The sequence below is a fragment of the Peribacillus sp. FSL E2-0159 genome, assembly GCF_038643155.1.
In the GTDB taxonomy this organism is placed as follows: domain Bacteria; phylum Bacillota; class Bacilli; order Bacillales; family DSM-1321; genus Peribacillus; species Peribacillus simplex.
Window position 1 is genome coordinate 5,005,801 of record NZ_CP152053.1, and the last position, 23,385, is coordinate 5,029,185.

The 23,385-nt window shown below is 36.1% G+C and carries 22 protein-coding genes and 4 pseudogenes; 3 read left to right on the forward strand and 23 right to left on the reverse strand.

Going from position 1 to position 23,385, the window contains the following annotated elements; translation table 11 throughout:
• Window positions 1-58: 58 nt before the first annotated feature.
• Window positions 59-838, forward strand: a complete 780-nt coding sequence (locus NYE63_RS24465; RefSeq protein ID WP_342603111.1) for a PhzF family phenazine biosynthesis protein — start codon at window positions 59-61, stop codon at window positions 836-838.
• 246 nt (window positions 839-1,084) lie between these two features.
• On the opposite strand, the gene NYE63_RS24470 is transcribed toward NYE63_RS24465, so the two are convergent.
• Both NYE63_RS24470 and NYE63_RS24475 read right to left on the reverse strand, forming a co-directional pair.
• Window positions 1,085-1,603, reverse strand: coding sequence for a GNAT family N-acetyltransferase (locus NYE63_RS24470; RefSeq protein ID WP_342603112.1), 519 nt, complete (start codon window positions 1,601-1,603; stop codon window positions 1,085-1,087).
• Window positions 1,600-2,076, reverse strand: a complete 477-nt coding sequence (locus NYE63_RS24475; RefSeq protein ID WP_342603113.1) for a MarR family transcriptional regulator — start codon at window positions 2,074-2,076, stop codon at window positions 1,600-1,602. The genes NYE63_RS24470 and NYE63_RS24475 overlap by 4 nt, the downstream gene beginning before the upstream one ends.
• A gap of 115 nt (window positions 2,077-2,191) precedes the next feature.
• On the opposite strand from NYE63_RS24475, the gene NYE63_RS24480 reads away from it, so the two are divergent.
• Window positions 2,192-2,836, forward strand: a complete 645-nt coding sequence (locus NYE63_RS24480) for a YitT family protein (protein WP_342603114.1) — start codon at window positions 2,192-2,194, stop codon at window positions 2,834-2,836.
• Window positions 2,837-3,114: 278 nt separating this feature from the next.
• Here the strand turns inward: NYE63_RS24480 and NYE63_RS24485 are convergent, their stop codons facing one another.
• From NYE63_RS24485 to NYE63_RS24520, 8 genes are all read right to left on the reverse strand, one after another.
• Window positions 3,115-3,873 (reverse strand): carbon-nitrogen hydrolase family protein, encoded by a 759-nt coding sequence (locus tag NYE63_RS24485; protein WP_342603115.1) that lies wholly within the window; start codon window positions 3,871-3,873, stop codon window positions 3,115-3,117.
• 176 nt (window positions 3,874-4,049) lie between these two features.
• On the reverse strand, window positions 4,050-4,586 hold the full coding sequence (locus NYE63_RS24490; protein WP_342603116.1) for a hypothetical protein: 537 nt from the start codon (window positions 4,584-4,586) through the stop codon (window positions 4,050-4,052).
• A gap of 294 nt (window positions 4,587-4,880) precedes the next feature.
• Window positions 4,881-5,264, reverse strand: a complete 384-nt coding sequence (locus NYE63_RS24495) for a VOC family protein (protein ID WP_342603117.1) — start codon at window positions 5,262-5,264, stop codon at window positions 4,881-4,883.
• A 103-nt stretch (window positions 5,265-5,367) separates the two neighbouring features.
• Complete coding sequence (locus NYE63_RS24500) at window positions 5,368-5,646, reverse strand: metalloregulator ArsR/SmtB family transcription factor (RefSeq protein ID WP_342605863.1); 279 nt, start codon at window positions 5,644-5,646, stop codon at window positions 5,368-5,370.
• Window positions 5,647-5,841: 195 nt separating this feature from the next.
• On the reverse strand, window positions 5,842-8,457 hold the full coding sequence (gene ppsA / locus NYE63_RS24505) for a phosphoenolpyruvate synthase (protein ID WP_342603118.1): 2,616 nt from the start codon (window positions 8,455-8,457) through the stop codon (window positions 5,842-5,844).
• A 540-nt stretch (window positions 8,458-8,997) separates the two neighbouring features.
• A complete protein-coding gene (locus tag NYE63_RS24510; RefSeq protein WP_342603119.1) occupies window positions 8,998-10,071 on the reverse strand; it encodes an AraC family transcriptional regulator in 1,074 nt (357 codons plus the stop codon).
• A gap of 321 nt (window positions 10,072-10,392) precedes the next feature.
• Complete coding sequence (locus NYE63_RS24515) at window positions 10,393-11,304, reverse strand: VanW family protein (RefSeq protein WP_342603120.1); 912 nt, start codon at window positions 11,302-11,304, stop codon at window positions 10,393-10,395.
• 53 nt (window positions 11,305-11,357) lie between these two features.
• Window positions 11,358-12,218, reverse strand: coding sequence for a hypothetical protein (locus NYE63_RS24520; RefSeq protein ID WP_342603121.1), 861 nt, complete (start codon window positions 12,216-12,218; stop codon window positions 11,358-11,360).
• A gap of 286 nt (window positions 12,219-12,504) precedes the next feature.
• On the opposite strand from NYE63_RS24520, the gene NYE63_RS24525 reads away from it, so the two are divergent.
• Window positions 12,505-13,221: a vanadium-dependent haloperoxidase gene (locus tag NYE63_RS24525; RefSeq protein ID WP_342603122.1), complete on the forward strand. Its 717-nt coding sequence runs from the start codon at window positions 12,505-12,507 to the stop codon at window positions 13,219-13,221.
• 273 nt (window positions 13,222-13,494) lie between these two features.
• Here NYE63_RS24525 and NYE63_RS24530 read toward each other — a convergent pair whose 3' ends face one another.
• From NYE63_RS24530 to NYE63_RS24590, 13 genes and pseudogenes are all read right to left on the reverse strand, one after another.
• The gene (locus NYE63_RS24530) at window positions 13,495-13,620 is read right to left on the reverse strand and encodes a hypothetical protein (RefSeq protein WP_342603123.1); all 126 of its coding nucleotides are present in this window, start codon (window positions 13,618-13,620) and stop codon (window positions 13,495-13,497) included.
• A gap of 32 nt (window positions 13,621-13,652) precedes the next feature.
• A pseudogene (locus NYE63_RS24535) lies at window positions 13,653-14,786 on the reverse strand (glycosyltransferase family 4 protein); the annotation flags it as partial.
• Window positions 14,783-15,883, reverse strand: coding sequence for a CotS family spore coat protein (locus tag NYE63_RS24540; RefSeq protein ID WP_342603124.1), 1,101 nt, complete (start codon window positions 15,881-15,883; stop codon window positions 14,783-14,785). The pseudogene NYE63_RS24535 and the gene NYE63_RS24540, both read right to left, overlap by 4 nt.
• Window positions 15,884-16,152: 269 nt before the next feature.
• A pseudogene (locus NYE63_RS24545) lies at window positions 16,153-16,682 on the reverse strand (IS6 family transposase); the annotation flags it as partial.
• A gap of 151 nt (window positions 16,683-16,833) precedes the next feature.
• Window positions 16,834-17,034 carry a hypothetical protein gene (locus NYE63_RS24550; RefSeq protein ID WP_342603125.1) on the reverse strand — a complete coding sequence of 67 codons (201 nt, stop codon included), beginning with the start codon at window positions 17,032-17,034 and terminating at the stop codon, window positions 16,834-16,836.
• Window positions 16,976-17,104, reverse strand: a pseudogene (locus NYE63_RS24555) (aldo/keto reductase); the annotation flags it as partial. The gene NYE63_RS24550 and the pseudogene NYE63_RS24555, both read right to left, overlap by 59 nt.
• Window positions 17,105-17,296: 192 nt before the next feature.
• Window positions 17,297-18,430 (reverse strand): NADH-dependent flavin oxidoreductase, encoded by a 1,134-nt coding sequence (locus tag NYE63_RS24560; protein ID WP_342603126.1) that lies wholly within the window; start codon window positions 18,428-18,430, stop codon window positions 17,297-17,299.
• A 226-nt stretch (window positions 18,431-18,656) separates the two neighbouring features.
• The gene (locus NYE63_RS24565; RefSeq protein ID WP_342603127.1) at window positions 18,657-19,025 is read right to left on the reverse strand and encodes a MerR family transcriptional regulator; all 369 of its coding nucleotides are present in this window, start codon (window positions 19,023-19,025) and stop codon (window positions 18,657-18,659) included.
• Window positions 19,026-19,477: 452 nt separating this feature from the next.
• Window positions 19,478-19,675 (reverse strand): hypothetical protein, encoded by a 198-nt coding sequence (locus NYE63_RS24570; protein WP_342603128.1) that lies wholly within the window; start codon window positions 19,673-19,675, stop codon window positions 19,478-19,480.
• 66 nt (window positions 19,676-19,741) lie between these two features.
• On the reverse strand, window positions 19,742-19,966 hold the full coding sequence (locus NYE63_RS24575) for a DinB family protein (RefSeq protein ID WP_342603129.1): 225 nt from the start codon (window positions 19,964-19,966) through the stop codon (window positions 19,742-19,744).
• Window positions 19,967-20,267: 301 nt separating this feature from the next.
• Window positions 20,268-21,128: a transporter substrate-binding domain-containing protein gene (locus NYE63_RS24580; RefSeq protein ID WP_342603130.1), complete on the reverse strand. Its 861-nt coding sequence runs from the start codon at window positions 21,126-21,128 to the stop codon at window positions 20,268-20,270.
• 333 nt (window positions 21,129-21,461) lie between these two features.
• Window positions 21,462-22,286, reverse strand: coding sequence for a methyltransferase domain-containing protein (locus NYE63_RS24585; RefSeq protein ID WP_342603131.1), 825 nt, complete (start codon window positions 22,284-22,286; stop codon window positions 21,462-21,464).
• A 103-nt stretch (window positions 22,287-22,389) separates the two neighbouring features.
• A pseudogene (locus NYE63_RS24590) lies at window positions 22,390-22,902 on the reverse strand (DinB family protein).
• Between the last annotated feature and the right edge of the window lie 483 nt (window positions 22,903-23,385).

Below are 23,385 nucleotides of genomic sequence, written 5' to 3' on the forward strand. Positions count from 1 at the left end.
TCAAGTATAACACCTGAACATTTCACGTTCAATTTGATTAATCTAGGAGGAAAAAATTATGAAGTATTATGTGGTTGATGCATTTGCAGAAAAGGTCTTTGAGGGAAATCCTGCTGGGATTTGTGTTATGAATGAATGGATTTCTGATGACATTATGCAAAAGATTGCTATTGAAAATAACCTTTCTGAAACGGCATTTGCAGTAAAAGGTGCGGAAAACTATAAACTTAGATGGTTTACACCTGGAGGAGAGATCAACCTTTGTGGTCACGCAACTTTAGCAACTGCTTTTATCATTATGAACTATGTTGAAAAGCAATTGAAAACCATTCAATTCGACACGATGAGTGGGGTACTTACAGTAAATAGAAAAGATGATTTGTATGAACTTGATTTCCCAACTGTCCCTTCAAAGGAGATACCTCTTACTGAACAAATGATTGATGCTTTAGGAACCACACCGATAGAAGCATATCTAAATAGGGATTTGTTATTAGTATTAGATTCAGAAGAAGCAGTGAAAAATCTAAGTCCTGACTTTTCAAAACTAGAACAGTTGCCAGATGGACTTGGAGTTATTGTTACCGCCAAAGGAAATGATTATGATTTTGTTTCAAGAGCATTTTTCCCAAAGTTAAAGGTAAATGAGGACCCAGTATGCGGTTCTGCCCACTGCGGTTTAGTGCCCTTTTGGGCAGAGAAACTAAAGAAACGTAAAATGGTAGCAAGACAGTTATCCAATAGAGGCGGTACACTTTTTTGTAAGCACGAGGACACACGGGTAAAGATGGCTGGAAAAGCATCACTCTACTTAATAGGGGATATTAATATTGGGTAATGACTATGGAAGATATGAAATATAGTCAAACCAACGTTCTAACCAAACAAATAATAATAGCTTGGCGTTTTTGCCAAGCTATTATTTTAGCTGCAAATCAACATAGTTATTTAACAGAGCCTTGTAAAGTTATTTCTTATTCAACTCTAAGAAATAGAGTTTTTTTGAACAAAACCCTAAATTTCATCAGCATTTTTGACCTTATAATATTTTGGATATACATAATAATCCACCTTCCAAAAAACGTTATATGAGTGTTTTGGTCATTATAAAGTCCATTTGTTCTTCATCACCCATATAAAAAGAGTGGGCTCCAGTTTGAACAAACCCCAGTTTCTTATAAAAAGAAATAGCATTTTCATTTTTTTCCCATACGCCTAGCCAGATTTTCTTTTTATTACGTTCCATCGCAATTTCCATAGCTATATTTAGCAGATATTTACCAAGCCCATGTTTTTGAAATTTTTTCTTTATATAAATCCTCTCGATTTCAAGTGATTCAGCACCCATCTCTTCAGACTGAGCATCATTGGTATTGACCTTTAAATATCCAGCGACTTCATTATCAAAATAAACAAAAAAGAATTGCGAAGAAATATTGGATAATTCTTTTTCTAATTGTTTTAAGTTAAATGCCTTCTCCAAATAGGCATTCATATTTTCGGGTGAATTCTGATGCTTAAATGTCTCATTAAATGTTTCATAACTAATTTCTTGAAGTTTGCGTGAATCTTCAAGGGTACACTTTTTTATATTTTCAGTCATATATGTCGCTCCTTATATAAACAATAATTTCTCTTGTTTCCCTTTTTTACAAATTCCCAGTCTTTTTCTATATTTTTTCTTACTCTTTGAAGAAGATTGAAAATGGTTTCTACTTCTCTTTCGGAAAATCCCTCTAATGCAACGATATTGGAATAATCATTTTCTCTTTTTATAAAAGGATAAACATTTTTTCCTTTCTCTGTTGGAAAGAGTTTTTTAATTTTTTTATTATGTTTATCTTCTTTCTTTTCAATAAAGCCACTAATTTCAAGTTTTTTTATAGCACGAGCTGCTGTTGTTCGATCTACTTTTATCATCTCAGCTAACTTTTCTTGAAAGATTCCTGGGTTTTCACATATTCGCACAAGGTACAAATACTGCCCTTTTGTAAGGTCATATTCTTGAAATTCTATATTACTTATAGAATCTAATGCCCTTGCAATCATTCCAATTTCACGAAGAATTTCATTCATAATTAACTCCTTAGCACATATTTTTGTTGCAAATGCAATAAAAATGACATATATTAAATCTAACCTAACTTTGTTGCATTTGCAATAAAAAATAATGATAAAGAGGTCGAGTAAAGTGAAATATGTTTTTTATGTATTAGGAATTTTAATATTAACCCTTGGTATTTCTTTCACTATACAATCAGACCTCGGAACTTCACCTTTTGATGCACTATTGGTAGGACTGTCTATAAATGTGGGGCTTACTGTGGGAAGTTGGGAAATAATAATAGCTTTAATATTGATATGTTGTAATTCATTTTTAAAAAGACAAAGACCAGAAGTTTTGGGGTTGTTAACAGCATTTATAACGGGTATTAATATTGATATGTGGCTCTTTTTATTGCACAATTTGATGACACCTGAACTATGGTACAGCAAAGTTGTTTGTTTTGGAATCGGCTTAGTTCTTGTCGGATTAGGAACTGCAACATATTTACACACAAATTTTGCACCGATTCCAATTGACCGATTAACATTAATCATCCAAGAATTAACTAGAACAAATATATTTTTTTCGAGAACATTCATTTACCTCGTATTCTTGATAATGGCCATGATTTTTAATGGACCAATTGGCGTTGGAACTCTATTAACCGTTTGTTTAGGGGGACTAATACTTAATTACTTTATGCCATTTACTGAAAAAGTATTAGACCACATATTAACACACTCCAGTACATCACCAAATGATGATAAAGATAAAAAGCATTCCATATAGAATGCTTTTTATCCTTACTATCCTGCCCCTTAAACTCCATAAGAAAATGGCTGCATCAGCAACCGAGTTTCCATTATTTATCATCTCTTATCGTTATCGTTTCCTACCCGTAATACTCTCTTTTATACAATTCCTAAATTAATAAAGTTCAATCCTTGTTCAACAAACCTACCCCTTTAGTTCCATCAGAAAAAGAGCTGGTGAACAGCTCCTAATAATGAAGTAAAGCACCCTTTAGTTCAACAAGAGTGTAGTGTATGTAGTAAGTTCAGTTCTCATTATATGTAATCGATGTCGAAATGAGAGGATATTAATTCCATCCTTTTTAAATCCCATTCAAAAGTAAGTATAGCTGATTGTTTTGATTTATGTGTTAAGAGGCGTTCACCATTTTTTATGATCATGCTTTCTGCATCCCAAAAACGGACAGTTTCGTCTTCGCCAGTACGATTACAGACAATTACGGGCAGTCCTGTATCTAATGACCTTTGTTCCCATTCTCCCTCTGGACCATGTAATCCGGGACCCCAGGAAGACGGTGCAATTAATATTTCTGCTCCTTTTTCTAATAAGTTGTAAGCAATATCTTTGGTATATGCATCTGCACAAATCATAATGCCAACCTCAACATTGTCTGTTTTTATTGGCTCTATTACATCGCCAGAAGCTGACCAATCATCAATAGCACTGATTTTTCTCTGTCTACCTAATAAATGACCTTTTTTATCTATGACAAACACAGTATTATACAACTCTCCGTTACTGCCTTTTTCAGGGCAACCTAAAAATACAGTGCTCTTCAAATTCTTTAGTTTACGGCTCAAATTACTCATCCAAGCATCAGGTTGCCTGTTAATCCATCCAGTCCCAATCTTATGATTGAATTGAAGTCCGCTGACACATAGTTCGGGTGTAATAATCCATTCGGCATTATTATTTGATGCTATATGAATGGCTTGTTCAATAAGCTTTTGGTTATACTCCACATCACCAGCGATAGGCAATAGGTGTAATAATGATATTTTTATTTTTTCCATAATGATCTCCCAAACATTAACTTATATTGGCTATGCATGTAATGATTGTAGCATAGACATTGATTTACATGTTCAACTAACCTGCCCATTTAGTTCCATAAGAAAAAGCTGCCTTAAAGACAGCTCTGATCCTCATTTAACGAACCCATTAGTTCTATAAGAATTTTATTTAACCTCTAACTTTTTGCATCAATTATCTGTTGAATAATTTCTATGCTTTTAAGATCCTTTGGACGAAGTGTTCTTCCTGTTCCTTGTTCGTAAACTCTTTTTTCCTCAAGTAATTGGTATGGGTTTAGAACACTTATTGATACACCTTGTAAATTATAAAGTTCCATTGGCAAGGCATCTTTCCTCCATACCCAATCTGGAAAACCGTTAGCGACTATATCGCCATTATCAGAATACCTAACAAATACAAAACTCACATCGACATTGTTCTTGAGGAAATCGGTTTGAAACTGGCCTACTGGCTTTATTTGAAAACCAGCATTAACAAGAGCCTGTTCCAAGTGCTCACGATACTGTAACCAAGTAACTAAATCAATATCAGAATGTGACCGAGTAATCCTTCCAAGAAGAAAATCTATCGCCCATCCGCCTCGTAGCCACAGGTTAAAATTAAGTGATAAGCAAATTTCATTTATTTCAAGAAGTATATTTAATTGTGATTTGCCTGTATCATTTTCTCCGGTAACATTCTTACAATCCATCCTCATACACACCCTTTATGTACTAAGATTTTAAGCATTACCTTATTCTGCATAAAGATTGCAAAACCCTTTTTTTAACTAACCTGCCCATTTAGTTCCATAGGAAAAGGAGCTGTTGATTAGCTGTAAAGTGACAATAAAGTTATTTAATTTTATACCTTAAACATGTATAACCCCGTCCTAAAATTAGGACGGGGTTAATATAAAGTCGTTTAATTTTGATAAAAAAACACTTCACCGAACTTAAAAATCACCAAAAAAGTCGATTAGAATCCAGGTTATTTCGTCATAAAGTTACTTCTGCAATATCTGAATAAGGTTTCCGCATGTATCGTCGAAGACAGCTATTGTTAATTCGCCCATTTTTGTCGGTTCCATGGTAAACTTCACGCCTTTTTCACTTAATCGTTTGTACTCTACGTGAATATCTGAAACCCCAAACATGGTTACTGGGATGCCTTCAGCAAATAACTTCTCTTGATACTCCTTTGCGGCAGGATGCTCATTCGGTTCGAGTAAAAGCTCGGTACCTTCATGATCATCGGGGGAAACAAGTGTAATCCACCTATATTTCCCCATGGGAACGTCATGCTTTTTTACAAATCCCAGCTTTTCTGAATAAAATTCCAATGCCTTGTCTTGATCTTGAACGAAGATACTGGTAACAATGATTTTCATAATGTTTATGCCTCCTTTGATATTTGCGACGTATGGTACTCTGCTAACAATCTGGCTCCAAGCAGAAAAAACCATACATTCGTCAGAAGTTTTTTTAATAAAATTACTCTATCCATCCTTTCAGTAAATTTTTAAGTGGTTCGTTGTTGAATATAAGTACTCGATATTTTCCCTTTCGCTTTGATTTTACGAGCCCTGCATCTTCCAATACAGAAAGATGTTTAGCTATCGCCTGTCGCGAAATGGAAAGGTCGTGCTTCATAATGAGACGTACCGTAAGTTCATACAACGTCAGCTCGTTGCGTTCGGCTAGTTCGTCTAATATAAGCCGCCGAGTCGAATCACTAAGTGCTTTGAATATAGCGTCTTTGTCCCAGTTCATATACCGAGTATACGCAACCCTACAGTTGCTCGTCAAGAATAAGCAACTGTAGGGTTGCTTAAAGGAACCGTATCATGCAATCTTAACAAGTTAAAGTCACTTAATAGTAGTTTGAACCATTATAGAAATTTAAACTGTTTTCTAACAAAAAAGTGCATTAATCCTCCTTGGATTAACACACTAGTTAAAAAGCAATTACAATATTTCGATATATCCTTCTGTTCCATGCACGCGAATTCGTTGACCGTCTCTTATCAGTTTGGTAGCATTCTCCACCCCAACAACCGCTGGTAAGCCATATTCACGTGCGATAACTGCTCCATGGGTCATCAGTCCACCAACTTCGGTGACTAGGCCTTTTATGGATACAAACAATGGTGTCCAGCTAGGGTCAGTAAAGGAGGTGACTAATATATCTCCATCTTCTAAATCAGCATCTTCCATGTTTAAGATGACACGTGCTCGCCCCTCTATAACTCCGGAAGAAACAGGTAGACCTACAATAGCTTCGGTTGGGAGATTTTCTCGTTTGTACTCACCCACAATGATTTCACCATCAGACGTGATAACACGTGGGGGAGTTAGTTTTTCATATAAATTGTACTCGTCTTTTCGTTTGCTGATGATCTGGTAATCTAGTTTATTTGTGCGTACAACTTCGTGAAGTTCTTCAAAAGTGAGATAGTATATATCTTCTTTTTCATGAATAACGCCCGCTTGTACGAGTTGTTCGGCTTCTTTCAGTAGAGCCTGCTTATAAACGAAGTAGCGATTAACCATGCCGTATTTTGGATATTCCCGATAACCGATGAAATTCCGGATTAGGTCGATCATTCGTTTTGTTTCTTTGGCTTTTTGTTCACCATCCGGTAATTGCTTCAATCGATCTAATAACTCTTGTTCTTTTTTCAAAGCTTCCTGTCGCCCTTGCTCAAATTTCCGATTGCTAGCATTAGGCTCAAAGTTTTTGATATTACTAAGAATCACGGGTACAAGTGTAGTTGGTTTTTCGCTCCAACGAGTTTTAGTAATATCGATTTCTCCGGTACATCGCATTCCGTATTTGCTGAGATAATCATAGATAGCGCCTTGGGTTTCCTGTCCACCATCAAACTTAACCAGTTCATCCAAAAAGTTTTCATCTTTAACATGTTGTAAATAATCAATTACTTCTGGATAAGGACGAATCACATCTGCGACATCCAATAGCGCCAGACCCATTTCTGAAGTAATATTGTTTGGTACAGATTGGGAAAGCGTGTCGGCTGCGTTTTTTTCACCTAACCACTCGCTCATATTTTCATTGATCCATGATGAAGCATCTATAGCAGCCATAAACACAGCTGAACTTTGTGGGTCAAATAAAATCTTCTTTAATATCTGGATATCTTCCAGAATAAAATCAAATAAATCCGATCCTAATTTCGTTTGGATGTTTTGTTTTAACTCTTCTATCGATGTTTGACTATTCTTAATCAAATCAGAAACGATTGTCGGGTCGTTTTCGATTTGTGCCCTAGAATCCGCAGACGACACACTTTTATTGCTTTTACCGGAACTCTGTTCTTGCTTATCTTTTGGTAAAGATTTTATGAAATCTCCTCGCTCTATTATGGTAAGGAGTGCGTCTTTCATGAGCGGATCGTGTTGTCCCATGGCATCTAATAACATTTTTCTGCTGACAGGTGAAGCCAGATTATTTATTACATCAACAAACAACCTTCCACCAGCTTTAAATCTGGGTCCAAAAGATGTTAACTGGAATAAAGACATTCCAAGTGGTTTCATGGGATCGGTCATCATTTGTTGATGACCGACAGATACATAGACGTGATTTTCTTGATCATCTGCTTCTGGGATCGGGTATAAAGTAGTGATAGGCCGACTCTGGACAATAAAAAATGTATCATCAACCAAACACCATTCGATATCTTGCGGGCAACCAAAATAAGCTTCAATCTGTCTTCCTGTGCGTGCTAGTTGTAAAATTTGTTGTTCAGTAAGTGTTTGGGTCTTTTGCTGATCGGGATCGATCTGCTTGGTCTCCGTTCCGCCTTCTTTTAGTCCATGGATAGCCAATTTTTTGGTTGCTATCATCTTATCGACGATTTCATCTTCCTGTACTTTATAACAATCGGCAGATACCAAGCCAGAGACCAGTGCTTCTCCAAGCCCAAAACTGGCATCGATCGATAGCAGCTTTCGGTTAGAAGTAATCGGATCGGCCGTAAATAAAATCCCTGAAGCCTGTGGGAAAACCATCCTTTGAACGATAACGGATAAATAAACTTGACTGTGGTCAAATCCATTTTGCATACGGTAGATTACCGCACGATCCGTAAACAGGGAAGCCCAACATTTGCTGATATGCTGCAAGATTGCTTCTTTTCCGATGATATTTAAATAGGTATCTTGTTGACCAGCAAAAGAGGCATGTGGTAAATCTTCAGCAGTCGCACTAGAACGCACTGCATAGGCATGTTCATCGCCAAACCGGGAGAGATAATGAGCAACTTCTTTCACAACATCGGAGGGAATTTCCATTTCCATAATGATTTGTCGAATCATCCTGCTGATTTCACCAATTTGACCTCGATCCTCTACTTTTAGCAGTGTTAGTTGATCCAACAATGCTTGAAACGTTTCGTTTTGTTCTATGGCTTTTTGATATCCAACTGTTGTAACACAAAAACCTTCTGGTACTTGTATTCCTTGAATTTTTGATAATTCCCCTAATTTTACCCCTTTTCCGCCAACGAGCAAAAGCTGTGTTTTTTCCATTTCCTGAAAACCGAGAACAAAAGAACTCAATATACATCTCCCCTAACCATTACATTTGTTTTGGTTTCTTTGATATATTTATCCCTCTCAACAAATCTCAATAAAGTTCTATTGTATTTTAGCAGTAGCAAATGAGAATAAATAGTCTATTTTTACCATTTTTAATATGCTATAATTAACTTAGGAAGAGTTAGAGTTCAATTTTCAAAAAATAGCTAGACCTTACCATACAGTAGCCTGATTACCCGGTTCATCCCCTCGAAAGCAGTTCATATACCTACTAACCCACAATGAATAGGATTAAAATTAACCTTTTTCCATTTAATCTGTTTATTTTCCCAAAAATACCTTGTATTAATATGAATATCAAGCACTTATTAACTAACCTACGCCATTAGTTCAACAAGAATGATTGATTTAACAAAATTTAAAAACAACAACATTTTGGAATTCGTTCGACAAGTCGTTCAGAATAGTCCCGGATGACGGAAAAAAAGGTTTAGTTCTTTACACTGTATAGGAAACCCCTTCACTGATTGTCTTTAAGAATTCTTGTTCCCACTTCCAATTTTAAGTTTTATTAATAAGCTCTATATATTGTAAATCTCCATAGCCCACTGTTGGGAACAGAGCAAATAACCTATTAATTAATTCTGATGTTGCTAAATCTTTATTTTTGGAAATATACTTTACTACTGCATTATCTTCTTTTAGCATATCTAAATATATGTCTATTGCCTGATACATGACTGGAAGTAGTTCATTCGATGATTTATTATGATTGACCAATACTTCCTGGTATACAGAATAATAATGACCTAATTTAAGTTCAGTTTGATTAACTTTAAATTCATCCTCTCTGAAGCAATTTAAGAACACTTTTCCTTCATACCCGGACTGTTCAAGATAAGAAAGTAAGGTAAGTAGGTTCATTTGACAAAACATGTCTTCACCAAACCATAAAACGATACATTTATACTCTTTATTAAAAAGATTGTCTAATGGAACAATGACCTTTTTGATATAATTCTCTACCGACTCATGATGTCCAGAAGCTCGTGTGTTTATAAATTCTTTATCAAAAACTTGTTTAGTAGTCGCGTTTACACACATTGCTTCATTAAATGGAGCGTAATCAGAATCTCCCATTAGTTTGTTATCTTTAAACTCCTCATACATAACTTGACCATTCAATATGTTGAGTACGTCTTTATCAAACAATTCACTCTTCTCATTTTGTAAATGTTCAACCTCAATTTTTCTAGAAACATTCATTCTACACCACTCCCCTTCTTTATTAATAGTGAGCTTAACAATTGACTGGACAGGCAACTTATTAAGTTGATATTCTCTAGGATTGATACCAAAAACAGTTTTAAAGGCTCTGCTATATGCTTCTTGCGAAGAATAATCGTAATCAAAGGCGACGTCAATTATCTTCCTGTTATTTGCTAAATCTTCCGTGGATAAATACAATCTTCTAAGAAGAATATAGCGCCTAATACTTATACCTGTTACTTGGTGAAATTTAAACGAACAATAATAAGGAGAATATCCCATATAATTAGATAGTTCATCTAATGAAAATTGATTTTTCAAATTGTCTTCAATCCAATCAATCATAAGCTGTATCTGTTCATTCATTTATCTCACTCCTTAATAAAATTATAAGAGGTATCAATTTCTTTATTTGATATTTCTTGTGATATATAAAATTAAAGCTACAATAAAAGCCGACACTATTAAAGTATAGTGTCGGCTTTTCATATACATAATCTGCCTTACAGATTGGAAAACGATCACATGATTGGCTTAAGGTTATTAATTATCAATATACCGATGCAGAAATAACAGGATTAATAAAAGATGAATTTGCTTTGCTTCTAGGAACGCGGGGCTATTGCGTATTCCGTCCATATTGTGGATTGAAAATGAAATTTTTCAGAAATATTATAGTAGGTGATTTTATAAAAAAACAATCCGTTCTTCTGATATCTGATTTGAAGCAGTGGGAACTTTTCGTGTCTTATAATTTATCATATCTGAAGAGTAAACCTTGATACTTACCATTCCTCCTTGCGTTTTTGCTCGGATTAGGATAGGTTGATTGTACTTGTTTTTAAAACTAAAATCAGGACCATACCAACTTACTGTAGCATCGCGGCCAGATGGAACATACGGGACGCTCCTTGTATGGGAGTAGCGTTGAATAGTTTTCAACCCTGCATTGTCGATAGCATTAAACAGGGTTGATGATACCTGACATATCCCTCCACCAATCCCTTCAGAAAACTCTCCTTTAACGATAACTCGAGCGAGCATATATCCTTTATTTACTGATCTCTTGCCGACGGCTTGATTAAAAGAAAATACCTCTCCGGGAAACACGACATAATTATTAATAGCTTCTGTAGCAAGCGAGATATTATTTGTACGATTTTTGTTGTTCACATTAAAATAGGTTCTATATTCACCTATCTTTTTTTCACGAATTTCCGCAAGTAATTCGCTGTCAACTTTTGGATGAATAGCAAGCAAAGGTACTTCCAGTTTGTATGCTTCATTACTGTACAAGAAGGAATAAAATTGCTCTTTAAAAGCTTGATGGTATAGCTTGTAACCTACTCGCCCAGGAAGAATATTACCTTGTTTGTCTATTGTGGCATTTACAGGTTTTTGGTACACTTGTCGGTCTATTTTTTCGACAAATAGATTGTATTTATCCACGTCCATGATAGGAACATCTAGTAAAGGCATAGTAATATCAGCATGGTTGACACGCGCAATCGTTTGTCTTTGGTGGGTTACCGATAAGCTTTCAGAAGTATTCACTGGTTGAACGAATAGTAAAAGTCCGGCAATCCATGATAATCGCATAGAATGCACCCCCACACTGGATTGGAATTTATTTTTTCGAATCCCCACAAATCTTATTTTAAGTCTTCATAGATCGCATCTTGATCAATGAACCAACGATCAGTCAAACTCTCCCTTCGGATCATAAAATGGATGATTCTGTTTTCACTCCCTTCTCTTTCTTTATAAATCTTCACTTGAACCGGTACATCCACGAGTATTAACCCGTTTGCGTCTTCAAGTGGTTGTCCTGAAAAATCTCTAACCCCAAAGTATGTAATACTTTCAGCAAGCTTAATGAAACGATTGGAATGATCCGGATTTGATAAGGTCATTGATAATAGTGTTCTATCTCCTTGATTCATGGCAATGGTGAAAATATGGATAAGTTCGTAGGGACTTACCGTGCCTAAATATTCATCAAGCTTACCGGCCGCTTTCAATATCATTAATTTATGGGCGGGATCTTCGTTTTTTAAACGATGTGTTAAGCTTCCATAGAAATGAATACAGAAGTGACCTGAAAAACCATTTTGAAGAGCACCGGCACCATGTGGCATTCCATTCATAGAGGCAGCGATCATTTGATTATTAATTAATACAATAATGGCTCTTCTTTTCCAACTCCATTGATTATGATAAATTTTCTTCATAATCTGAGTATCATCCTTGGTTAGTGGCTGAGCATCGGCATGATGACTTCCTGCTCTTCGTTGAACCTTAAATGATAATCCCGTTTCAATGTCTATAATGGTGAAATTTGTTCTATTAGGAATAGTGTTGTTTACTATCTCCCAAGGTAATATCTCAATTTTAAAGTTAATAGGTACTTCCTCATCTTCCCATTCAATTGCATAGACCGAATGATTCACCATTAAGACAAATATAAAAGTAAAAATAGCGATAAATTCTTTATAACATTTTTTTCTGTTCATATAGTTTCTCCTGTGTTTTTCTTATTATTTCAGGACATGATCATTTGAATACCTTTGAAAATTTGGAAATTTTTCAAATAAAACTCCGAAATGTAAATTTATATTGTAAAGGTTTGGGGGAATCAGCTTAAAGGCATAAAATGGCTCAATCAAAGAAAAAAAAACAACTTCGACAGTTCTCCCCCTGATCTTTCTCCTTTGATTAGGAAGCAAAAAGTTAAATGGTCATATTTCAATACTCTCAGTCATAAGGAACAAGGAGAACATTTATTAGGGGGTTGTCTTTATGAGAACAAGTTATAGAAGATGGACAGAATATCCTTACCCAGGCGAGAGTATCCCACCTAAAGGTTCTCCAGAGGCAAGAAATTGGCCGATGTTTTTTATTTCAAGGGGAAGAGACAATGATTTCCTAGACCTCTTTCATCAACGTATTATTTGGCGAATTAAAAATCCTGAAAATATTGATTGGGAAACAGAGTTATTCATTGTAGAGGAGACATTAAAGTCATTAACTTCCCAGCAAATACGAATCGCACAATATTGGGGAACAGGTGAATTAACCGCGAAAATTTCCACTCTAATTTTCAAGTTAGCTGAAAAGCATAAGCTAGGATCACCAAGTGTTGCCAGGGTGCAGGGATATTTCCACGCTGCTATGAATGATACTTTTGTTATGACGTGGTTTTTTAAATATCATTGGGATGTTGCACGTCCAAATCAATATGGCAGAAATCTATCTACTGTGTTGTTTACCCCTCGTTTTCCAGCTTACCCCTCTGCACACGCTACTGTGGCGGGATGCGCAGAGGCAGTATTAAGTTATATTTTCCCTCAAGAGTCATCCGAAATAAAAAAGTTAATGGAAGAAAGTGCTCAATCTCGTTTGTACGCTGGCGTACATTTTAACGTAGATAACAATGAAGGCTTAAGGTTAGGCAGACAAATTGGAGAGGTAGTTGTAAGTTTAATAAGGACACAAAATCTAAATACGCTTCAATAAAATTTTAGGTTCAGGTTAAGCTAACCTGAACCATTAGTTGCATATAGAAAGAACTGCATTAAAGTCAGCCCCGATCTTCAGCTAAAGCACCCCGATAGTTACACAAGGGCCATCCTTTTTTGAACTGCGACACAATAACTTTCCCTAGGCTGATTTCGTAAAGACTGTTTTTTTTGAAGGAGTGTCATTGACAAGTTTGTTGCAAAAAATTGAAACTTGTGATGGTTCTGGAGAGCTTTATTAGGGGTAGTAGGGGTAGGTCCTGCAAATGTATCATCGCCAATAATTCTGTTTTTCGTATCCTTTAGGAATGTTCACATAGATGTGATCCGATAACCCTGCAGCACCACCAGTGACAAGTATTTCATGTGCGAGCAACTCCAACATAGTGTCATCCATGTTCATATACTCTTGATTGGTCTATACAGTTATTTTTTCCAAACTTCAAGTATCTCAGATCCTACTCGATCCCATTTATATAAGGTAAGGGCAAGTTCTCTGCCTCGTTCGCCCATTTTTTTCATTAGTGATCTGTTTGATAATATTTCTGTAATCTTTTCTGTAAAACATCCAGGATCTTCTGGATTCTCTGCTACAAGCCCATTCTCTCCTAAACGAATAACCTCTGGATTTCCGCCTCTTGCAGTTGTTACGATTGGAAGTCCTGCAGCCATTGCTTCATAATGGACGCGTGCAAGTGGTTCTTGCCATATTGATGTACACACGAATAAATCAGCAGCTGCAAACCAATTTTGTATTTCACTAGGTGAGACAAAACCTGTTGAAACAACTGGGATTGGCAGTTTTTTTGCCAATGCTCTTACATAAGCTACATAATCAGTTACATCATTTTGGCTGAACCATTTACTTCCGACAATGACTAAACCTAAATCCTTAAATTTACTTGAAAGCTCAGGTAATGCTCGAATTAGCCTATCGACTCCTTTATTATTTGATAGTCTTCCTGCAAATAATATGACCGTTTTGTTTTCAAGACCGTTTGTTTTACGTATTTCATTACGAATTTCTTGCATCTTCGAGTGATGACCGGGTAGAAGCCGATTGGTGTCTACACCAGAATAGATTGTGCGAATCTTTGATGAAGCTTGTGGATATAAATCTTTTATGACATTGCCTATATAATCACTGACAGTTATAATATTTGCAACTTCGTCTATGGCTGCTTTTGCTTCTTCCGGATTGATTTTCTCTGGATTAAACATATCATTATGCATGCTGAGGATAATTTTGGAATTAGGGGCTGCTTGTCGGACTGGAAGGACTAGTCGAGGTCGATTAAATATATGAATTAGATCGAAATGATTTGCTTCAAGATAGTTAATAACCTCTTCTCGATATACTTCAAATATTTTTCCAGGTACACGTACATACTGGTTTCCATCAATCGTTTCTTGATCAGGGAGTGATGGATCATTAATTCCTAAAACCGTAATATTATGGACTTTACTTAAATATGGCAGGGTGCCTGAGACATAGGTTTGAATGGCACCGCCTAGTACCGGAGGAACAGGAAGCTTTTCGGTACAAATCATTAAAATTTTCATGTTTGTTCTATTCCCTTCCAATCATCTTTAATTTCTTCTAAAACTGGCCATTTTGTCTGATCGGTATCAACAATTGTTTGAATCATAGTTGTTGTTTGATCATTTAGAAACAATTCAGGATCATATACTACCTCTTTAACATTCTTGTAAAATTCATTCGGAGCAGATAAATCGATCATTAAGATATCATATAGTTGCGATGAAATTGGATTTGCCTCGTGATAGGACTGGATCATTTCCCTTACCCAAGTTGCATCCCATCTATATAAATCTGCCATTGTGCCGGTAATCAGTTTTCTCAAATCGCGAATAGGAAGGTCATAAGCAACACCGTCAAGGTCAATAATCCACATTCCATTATCCCCCATTTGACCATTTGACCAGCCATAATCTTGATGCACTAATCCCCAATATTCATTTCCTTGTTGTGCTAAATCTAAATAGCTTGATTCATTTAATTTCTCTAAACTTTCTTTTGCTTGTTCTTCAAATTGATTTAAAACATTCAGTAAATAGGGGCTTGCAGGCATTTCTTCATATGCGTTAGCAATGTTTCGAAACCAATCCATTTTATTAATAACTTTTTCATAAGTCGTTGGCCATTTATATAATCTAGATGCAACTTCAGCTTGTTTAGGCGGAACAAACCCTTTGCTTAAAAGGTGGAATTCGCCGAGAGCATTACAAAGATGTTTGGCTCCTTCCAAGTCTTTTGTTACAGGTGCCAATGATTCGATCCACTCAGCGACGAACCATAACTTTTCTCCAGCCTCAACATAATTATTTCCATCTTTAGTTTTTACGATGGGCGGTACTCTTGCTTCCTTAACATTAACTAAATATTCTTGAGCTCCTAAGCTAAACATACTTCTTGTAGGTCTTCTGTGTAAAAGTTTTAAACTCTTTGGCCCTGAACTTGTTTCTAATTTCCATATAGAGCCACCTTTATCTGGCTTTGTTGTGACAACTTGCATGTTCTGAACGGAGAAACCGTAATGTTCAAGAACTTCTAGTGCCATTTTTTCAATATATTCAGGAACAAAAAACTCATGAGTAAGTTCATCTTCTTCCCAAGGCACAATTATAATTTTCTCCATGAAAACCCCTCCTATGATATAAAAAAGTATTTTCCGCCAAAATAAAGGTAAGGTCACGACAGATTCATTATGTTCCAATATCAGGTTGTATCCCTATACAAGCATAACTTTTACTCTAATGTTTAATATGTTTTTTATTAAATATCCGTAATTAATCGATATCACTGGAGTAATCATACTTTTTATTAACCTATGTTAAAAAAAAACTTTTGTATCGGACAATTCGCCCAAATTGTTAGGTAATTGGGTTCTGGTGCAAATATGACCTGTTAGAAACATAGAGTCTCAATATCCTTTTCCTCTATGAATGATGAGGCCACTCCAAATAATTTATTTGGTGAATTCAATCTCGCCTTGGACAGACTTCACCCCTTATTGAAGTTGTCCTTTTTTCAGCATATACATCACCTTCACTCCAAAGATGATTTGTTTGGCTGTTCGAAACGTTTTTAATCCTCGCATAGAACGACTCGCTTCTTTATAAAGTGATGATCTTGCTCCACTAGGTTACTCGGGTACTTCTGTTGTCTAAGTTGCACACCATCAGCTCTTTTTTAAAATCTTCAATTGCTATTGGATAAGCCGGATTCTTATCGACCATCATGACACGAGGCTTAGAAACATGAAAAGACCGCAAAGCTTTCTTGAAGAAGCGCTTTGCAGCCTTTTTGTCTCTGGTTTTACTGAGATAAAATTCAATCCTGTTTCCTTTGGAGTCCACTGCACGATACAGATACATTCATTGACCTTTTACTTTGAAATACGTTTCATCGACTCTCTAGAAGTCATTTGTTGGCTTAAATGTTTCCACTTGAATAAATTTTGATTTTCCATACTATCACGCACCTTTTTTAAAGATTAATAGTATGTCCAAGATTTAGAGATCAATTGCTATTATTGAAGTTTTTGCAACAGAACCCTTTCGGCGCTATTTTGCGTTAATTTTGAGTCTATTTTGCACATCCTACTTTAAAACCCAGCCATGGCCTCAACCACTTTCTTGATGTGTTCTTGCCGGCTATTAAGACCACCTTCTGAACTTCAAGGCCAAAACCAAATTTGCTTGCGATAACTACTTTGTAGGAAAGGCGCAAGCGCTTCTCCGACCAGCTCTTCGTTTGTAAATGGACCGTAAACTTCGGCTGTATCATAGAACGTGACGCCTATTTCATAGGCTGTACGAATGGTCTTAATACCTTGATCTTTGTCTGCAGGGGTCCGTAGTTGGCGCTATACTCATGCACCCTAATCTCAATCCGAGACTTCTAATTATTCGAGTTTTCGTTTTTCCATTTTATTCTTCTCCTTTATGGAGCCCTTTGTCGCTCCGGATCTTGTCAAGAGATCACACAACTGAAGGTATCTCCATTGCAAACCTCTCTTGCCCGTAGTTAATCAACCGTTGGTTCTAAATTATTCCTCAATCTTAAACCATGGCCCTGAGGCTTGAATGATGCCCCAAAGTTTTTCTGGAAGCTCAAGCTCACTAACCTTTGAAGCCTTTATCGCTGTTTGGATCTCAGACACTTGTCCATTCTGAACCTTTTCAACCCAGTCTGGATTCATGATCAACGCGTGGCCAATTGCAGCTAGCGTAAGTCCCTTATCTAATGCTTTGGCAACATCATCCGGAGTTACCATAGAACCAGCAGCCAGTACAGGAACTCGTCCGTTTACATGGTCGACAACTAACTCAAGATATGTCTTTTCATCTTGACTGTCGACTGGCTTTGAAGAAAGAACATCAGCCAATGAAGCATGCACATAATCAACATCCTCTTTAATCAGGCTTTCAATCAATGCATAGGTATCCTTCATTCTCAAACCGCCTTCTTGGTGTTCGTCAGGAGATATTCTGTATCCTAAAATAAATGGTTTTGTTGCATGCTTTTCAATGACATTTTTCACTTCCTGAACGATTGCCAGTGGGAAAAGCATACGATTTTCTAATGATCCTCCCCATTGATCTTCTCGTCTGTTGAAGAAAGGTGAGAAGAAGTTTTGAATTAAAAACCCATGAGCACCATGAAGTTCAACGCCGTCAAAACCTGCTTCGATTGCTCTTCTTGTTGTTTCTCCAAATGCATGAATCACTTCCATTATCTCGACATGGGAAAGCTCTCTAGGTAGTACTGAAGGTGCAAATCCAGTAGCTTCAGTCTCTAAAGCGCTGGAACTAACAACCTCTCCATTTGGTGTTAAGTCCGGTAGTGCTTTGTTACCTGCATGGAAAATTTGAAGGATTGCAGGAGCTCCGCCACTTTTCGCGGCTTCAGCTAATTTACGTAAGCCCGGCGTAAATGTATCGTCATAGGCTGCAAATTCATTTGTAAAACCGATCCCATTTGGAGTCACATGTGTACAACCTGTAATCACAAGTCCTACTCCGTTTACTCTTTTTTTGTAATAGGTTAATTCCTCATCTGAAACCGTGTAATCATCATTACTGGACCAAGTTGTCATTGGTGCCATAACCACTCTATTATTAAGGGTAATACCGTTTTTAAATGTAAAAGATTTAAATAAGTTGCTATATTTTTTGTTCATTTTTTAACCTCTTTCTGAATAGTATCGATATAACATTGTTAGTTTGTCGTATTTTGTAAAGGTTGATAAACCCTTCATGTATTAAATGGTGCAAGAATAGGTTAATCCCTAGAGAGCACTCTAACGCAAGTGTTTTTTATTTTCGATAAAAACAAGATGTAGAAAGCTGTCTGTACGAGGGTTATCCAAAAGATGCAAATGAAAAAAACAACCAGCTGCTTAATTTCTAAGAGAAACAGTCTCCTACTTCATTTTCATAAAAATTTATTTTATTATCCAAATGCTCTAAACTTTGACGAATCTTCTCCAATTCTCTCACTACTTTTTTGCGATGCTTTTTAAGCAGATCTAATCTTTCTTCCATTGTTTTATCCCCCATATGCCCCCACATGGCAAATCGTTTCATGTCTTTTAGTGACATCCCTGTATTTTTTAGGTGGAGCAAGGATTCAATCCATAATTTATTTTCATCCGAGTAAATTCTGACATTGTTATTGTCTCTATTTACTTTTATTAACCCTTCTTTTTCATAAAACCTCAATGTATATTCGCTTAGCCCTACTATTTTAGAAAATTCTCCAATAGAATATGTCAATTTAACCGCCTCCATTAAATCTGTTATGTCTATTTCTTCTTTTTTAATTTGTGTTATAAAGAAAGAATAATGCTTAGAGTTTACTCTAAGTCAAGAAATTGTAATTCTTTTGCATATGAAGATTAATTATCTTTTTTGATTTATTTCGTTAGAAAAATTTAAAAAAGGAGACTTAAAGAGTAGAGTAAAAAAAGTCACTTATTTATAAAGGGTTCCGTTTTGAAGTGCTTTTCCGAAATTTCGAACCAAAGTGACAGTTGTTTTGACCTCGTTATTTTCAAATAAAAAAGCAAACTCGCCGCAGTTTTGGCGAGTTTGCTTTTTTATAGCTATCCGGTTCCTTATGCAACTAACTTGCCCCGTTAGTGGAATAAAAAAACTGCCTTAAAGACAGCTCCGATCTTCAGCTAACGCCCCTGTTAGTCGAACAACAGTAATGTTTAATTCCATTACTACAAGTCCTTATCCTCATAAGCTGGCCATGCACCTTGTAATTTTCTATTTACTATAATTTGCCCAACATGATGAGCGTCATGGCGGATTACACCATTAATATGTTTCCATAGGGGTTGTTTAGATGTGTCTTTTTCTAAATCTGTTATACTCAATTTTTGTATTTGCTCATATATTTCTTGATTGACTTGATTCATCTTTCTTACTAAAGCATCCCAATCTTCCTGAGAATTTCCTTCAAATGTAAATGTATCTTGGTTATTTCAAGCATACTCAGCATTCTTTCCTTGTAACCTCAATAACAACCGCTCTTTGTAATATAGCAAGTGAGCAGTAATTTCCCATATCGAATTTATTGTCTTGCTTTGAGGCTTCCATACTGCCTGCTCAACAGTCAGGTCATTTAATACTAGTTTTAATGGTGAGTACCAATCATCTTGACTATAAGTATGTTCTAATTCATAAAGTAACAGATTAATTACATTCAATGTTTATACCCCCTCTTAATAAATTCTATTTAATTTTTGTTCAATGCCACATTTAATATTAGCAAATAAACTACCTACCACTTTTTTTGATACACAAGTATATATCAACGTTTTTAAAGGGATTCCTTGTTGAACTTGCATAACAAAAAGATTGCTTCAGCAACCTTCCTTATTGATGTAAAGCTCCGTTAGTAAAACAAGAAAAAGGCTAATTTACTCTTCTGTTATTATTCCTAAAAAGCTACCCTAGAAACTGACACGACAGTATTAAGGGTAGCTTTTTGGGGGGCACCTCTATATTCTATTCCATCCACTTTTTGTAGAGGGCATCAAATTTTCCCTGGAGCCTCATTTCATCCATCCACGTTTCCAAGTAGCTTGCATAAATGAAATCACCTCGTGGGATCATATAACCTTTTTCACTGTTTGTGAAAGGCTTGTCAGTTAGAGCCGCATACAATCTGGGATCAGCTTTTGCATAAAGCATTGCTTCTACTGTGTCTGTGATCATAACATCATACGTACCTTCAGCAACAAGATGTGGGATATCAAGGTTGTTTTCTACAACCGTTACGTTAGCATTGCTTAGATACTGACGGACAAATTCTTCGTTCGTTCCGCCTGGATTTACGCCGATGCGTACAGAAGGCTTGTTGATATCTTCAATGGTAAGATACTTGTCTTTATCTTCCTTGCGAATCAAAGGCACCTTACCGAATGAAAGGTAACCTTGGGATACATAAGCGCTTTTTTGTCTGGCTGTGTTGCGAGTCACTCCGCCCACAGCGATATCAAATTTGTCCGCTTGCAGGTCTTTCATCATCGTAGACCATGAGGTGGCGACAAATTTCACCTCCACACCAAGGTCTTTGCCAAGCTCTTTGGCAGCGTCCACGTCAAAGCCTTCATACTCATTTGTTTCTGGGTTCAAATAGGTAAAAGGTTTGTAGTCCCCTGTCATTCCTACCCGTATGTATCCTCTTTCGATTATTTCATCAAGTTGCGAAGTCTCAACATTTTTCAAATGCCCTGGTGCATTTCCTGATGCGGGTTCAGCCGATACGTTTTGCGAGGAGATTAGGTCGTGACCGATGTAACCTGTACCTAGCAAGGATAAGCTGATCACTCCAGCCATCAGTGTTTTTTTCCAATTGTTAAACATGTGATTTCCTCCATTTTTCGCTATATTTTTAATTAATCTACCAATTATTAAAAATACAACAAAATAAATGAATCACCTTCAAAAAAACAAACATTTTTCCATATTCAGCTAGATTAACGTAACAGTTGATATAAAAAAAGGACTACACCTATTAGACAAATCTATAATGTGTAGTCATAAATTAATTTCTTGTTGAACTGAAGCACCTGTTAATTCCATAAGCAAAAAAAAAGCAACCAATACGGCAGCTCTGGATCTTGAACTCGTTAGTTGAAGTACATTCCTTCACAATCATACAAATACCGAAAAGCATATCTTCAAATGAGGAACTTATTACTTTGCACAAACAATGAAACTATTTAATGAATTCTCATTTCCATTTGAAGTGTTCATCAATTCATAATAACTAGTTATCAACGTTTGTATCATGGAAGGAACTTTAATAAATTCTGCACGGATACTATTTGCATAACTTTTTTCCCATTGACCGTCTTGTAATAAGGTTGCATCGACTGTAAGCTGGTTTACCACTTCAAAATTTGCTTGCTGGAGTAGCCGGTGTATTTGAGTTTTATGAAACAAGTTTTGGATATTCCCTTCATTCTTTACGAAGTTTGAATACAATGCCAGAATGGAAACTGCACAAAAATGGGAACGTTGCGTAATGCAGGTAAAATCGAGATCCCATTCTGCAAAACATATATGTTTTGCCAATCCACGAATTTTTTTAAAGTAATTCAATAAATCTTCTGGTTGCTTGAAATACCATGAACAGTGGGATAATACCACCACATCAAATGGTATAGTTGATTCAAAAAAATCAAAATCCATTTCAAAATGGAAGTCAATACGTTCTCCTAATGGAGATTTATTAATACGTTCTGTTGCTTGACCTATTGTTAAGGGTGCTCCGTAATCGGGACTAGCAATATCTATTGCGACAACACACCCGTTTTCTCCTACTGCGTCGGCTAATGCAACGGTTGTATCCCCCTGTCCACAACCTATTTCTAATACATGCATTCCTTTTTGAATCCCAAATGCTTGTACTAATTCCAAACGGTGCTGCAACTGAACTTGTTGTATCAAATCATCTTCAAATAATTGATATTTCGATAAAAAGGATATTGTATTTTCGTTTAGTTGAAATGACTTCAAGTATAATTCACCCCACATTTATTGTGTATTGGTTTATCAACAATGAAAAAGGAGGACTCAGCAATCGTAAAGCACCCGTTAGTTGAACAAGATAACGAACATCTCAAATTTGGCTAAACCATTTACGCAGTTGGCTAATATGAGCTTGATGATATCTATTATGGTCTGCTATGTGCCAAATACCCCATTTAATTGTGGCTTCGTAACCATTTTCATATTCAACTTGTTGATTTAATTGTTGATCTGTTAACTGGTAGCATAAAGATTTAATCATCCTTATAACATCGTCATAATCATTTATGAGCACATCCAGGGAAATGCCTGTAAGTTGTGGTAACAGGTTGTTTTCATCTAACATTGGTCCAAATTTCTCTTCAAGATCTAATGGAATTACCTCGTCCTTTATTCTAAACACCCAGGTGAGGTCTACGTAAGCTAAATGCCTTAGTAATTAGGCTGAACTGTTGTATTTCTGGTTAGGACCTTTATAATCTAATTCCTCTTGTGACATATTAGCAAAAATAGATTTTAACCGTTTATAATTTCCGTCCACCATTGAGTAAAGAATTCCTGTAACAGTGTCCATTTCAGGCTCGCCTCTTAAATCTAAAATCATTCTATCACTCCCCGGTTCTTGTTATGATGTCTACCAATATTATACTTTAAATAGACTATATCTAGTTATTGAACTAAACTGCCCTGTTTGCTCCATAAGAAAAGGAGCTGCCAAAGCAACTCCTGTTATTTATCAAAGAAATATAAGACTGTAGATAAACTCGATTTTGTGGAGGTAATTATCACCATTACTTTAAAGCAAGACTTAGTAATCCTTCATGTTTTTTAACTTTTTTATTTGGAACGTTGCCTCCAGGCACTCGCTTTGTTTTAAAATTTAGATAGAGCTCCTTTTGTCTACAGTTTGACTTGCTCATTCCGAGCAAGTTTTTTTAATTGAAATATGAAAAATAAAAGCTATGTGAATATAAGTTTTCACATAGCTTTAACTATAAAATGAATGTTATTTTTGTTTATGTGATTAATGCTAATTTCGACATTCTGCGTGGTACCGCTATCTATACGGAAATCTGCACCTGTGATG

Excerpts from the sequence above, each read along its gene's own strand:
- NYE63_RS24465 (WP_342603111.1), top strand. The coding sequence starts at position 59 with ATGAAGTATTATGTGGTTGATGCATTTGCAGAAAAGGTCTTTGAGGGA.
- NYE63_RS24470 (WP_342603112.1), bottom strand. The coding sequence starts at position 1,603 with ATGACTGAAAATATAAAAAAGTGTACCCTTGAAGATTCACGCAAACTT.
- NYE63_RS24475 (WP_342603113.1), bottom strand. The coding sequence starts at position 2,076 with ATGAATGAAATTCTTCGTGAAATTGGAATGATTGCAAGGGCATTAGAT.
- NYE63_RS24485 (WP_342603115.1), bottom strand. The coding sequence starts at position 3,873 with ATGGAAAAAATAAAAATATCATTATTACACCTATTGCCTATCGCTGGT.
- NYE63_RS24490 (WP_342603116.1), bottom strand. The coding sequence starts at position 4,586 with ATGGATTGTAAGAATGTTACCGGAGAAAATGATACAGGCAAATCACAA.
- NYE63_RS24495 (WP_342603117.1), bottom strand. The coding sequence starts at position 5,264 with ATGAAAATCATTGTTACCAGTATCTTCGTTCAAGATCAAGACAAGGCA.
- NYE63_RS24500 (WP_342605863.1), bottom strand. The coding sequence starts at position 5,646 with ATGAACTGGGACAAAGACGCTATATTCAAAGCACTTAGTGATTCGACT.
- NYE63_RS24510 (WP_342603119.1), bottom strand. The coding sequence starts at position 10,071 with ATGAATGAACAGATACAGCTTATGATTGATTGGATTGAAGACAATTTG.
- NYE63_RS24515 (WP_342603120.1), bottom strand. The coding sequence starts at position 11,304 with ATGCGATTATCATGGATTGCCGGACTTTTACTATTCGTTCAACCAGTG.
- NYE63_RS24520 (WP_342603121.1), bottom strand. The coding sequence starts at position 12,218 with ATGAACAGAAAAAAATGTTATAAAGAATTTATCGCTATTTTTACTTTT.
- NYE63_RS24525 (WP_342603122.1), top strand. The coding sequence starts at position 12,505 with ATGAGAACAAGTTATAGAAGATGGACAGAATATCCTTACCCAGGCGAG.
- NYE63_RS24530 (WP_342603123.1), bottom strand. The coding sequence starts at position 13,620 with ATGGATGACACTATGTTGGAGTTGCTCGCACATGAAATACTTGTCACT.
- NYE63_RS24540 (WP_342603124.1), bottom strand. The coding sequence starts at position 15,883 with ATGGAGAAAATTATAATTGTGCCTTGGGAAGAAGATGAACTTACTCAT.
- NYE63_RS24550 (WP_342603125.1), bottom strand. The coding sequence starts at position 17,034 with ATGATACAGCCGAAGTTTACGGTCCATTTACAAACGAAGAGCTGGTCG.
- NYE63_RS24560 (WP_342603126.1), bottom strand. The coding sequence starts at position 18,430 with ATGAACAAAAAATATAGCAACTTATTTAAATCTTTTACATTTAAAAAC.
- NYE63_RS24570 (WP_342603128.1), bottom strand. The coding sequence starts at position 19,675 with ATGAATCAAGTCAATCAAGAAATATATGAGCAAATACAAAAATTGAGT.
- NYE63_RS24580 (WP_342603130.1), bottom strand. The coding sequence starts at position 21,128 with ATGTTTAACAATTGGAAAAAAACACTGATGGCTGGAGTGATCAGCTTA.